This window comes from Pyxidicoccus fallax, assembly GCF_012933655.1.
Lineage (GTDB): Bacteria > Myxococcota > Myxococcia > Myxococcales > Myxococcaceae > Myxococcus > Myxococcus fallax.
On sequence record NZ_JABBJJ010000753.1, the window covers coordinates 1 to 673 of the forward strand.

Below are 673 nucleotides of genomic sequence, written 5' to 3' on the forward strand. Positions count from 1 at the left end.
CTCCACCTCCGGGCCCCCGGTCCTCAACCCCGTGGCGCCTCCGCCTCCCACCCGCGCCACCACTCCCTCCAAGGGCGGCCCTCCCGTCCTCACCCCGGTCGCCCCCGCTCAGGCGCCCACCCTGGGCATCCCGGACGAGGAGACCAGCCTCTGGGCCTCGCGCCCGGCTTCCGCGGCTCCGCCCCCGCTCAAGCTCGGCCCGGCCTCGCCCAAGGCGGGCGAGGAGGACCTGTGGCGCATCGTCTCCTTCGACAAGGACGTGGGCGCCGACAACCTGACGGCCTCCTTCGAGGCGGCGCTCATGCAGGTGGACTCCCACCTGGAGTCGCTCATCCGCTCGGATGTCAACCCGGCAGGCGCGGATTTCAACGAGCCCCCCGTCGAAGCCATTGTTGAAGCAACCATCGAGCCGGGGGATCCCCTGGATCCCGGGTTCAACCCCGGTGACAACGCCAGCCCAACTGGCCAGACTGCGTGGGCCGAGCCGTCCGGTGACCTGGACGACTGGGACTTCGACGAGGACGACGTGGCGGCAGATCCCTCCAATCCCGACGAGGCGGCGAAGCTCCGGCGCCAGCGCCTGCTGCGCCGCGCGATGGAGAACATGGGCGTACTCGGCTCGCGTGGCCCCGCCGTGGTGGGTGCCACACCCACGACCGACCCCGCCCAGGCC

Annotated in this window: 1 pseudogene; it reads left to right on the forward strand. The window is 72.2% G+C overall.

Annotated features, from left to right (window positions below):
* Positions 1-673, forward strand: a pseudogene (locus HG543_RS54005) (J domain-containing protein); the annotation flags it as partial.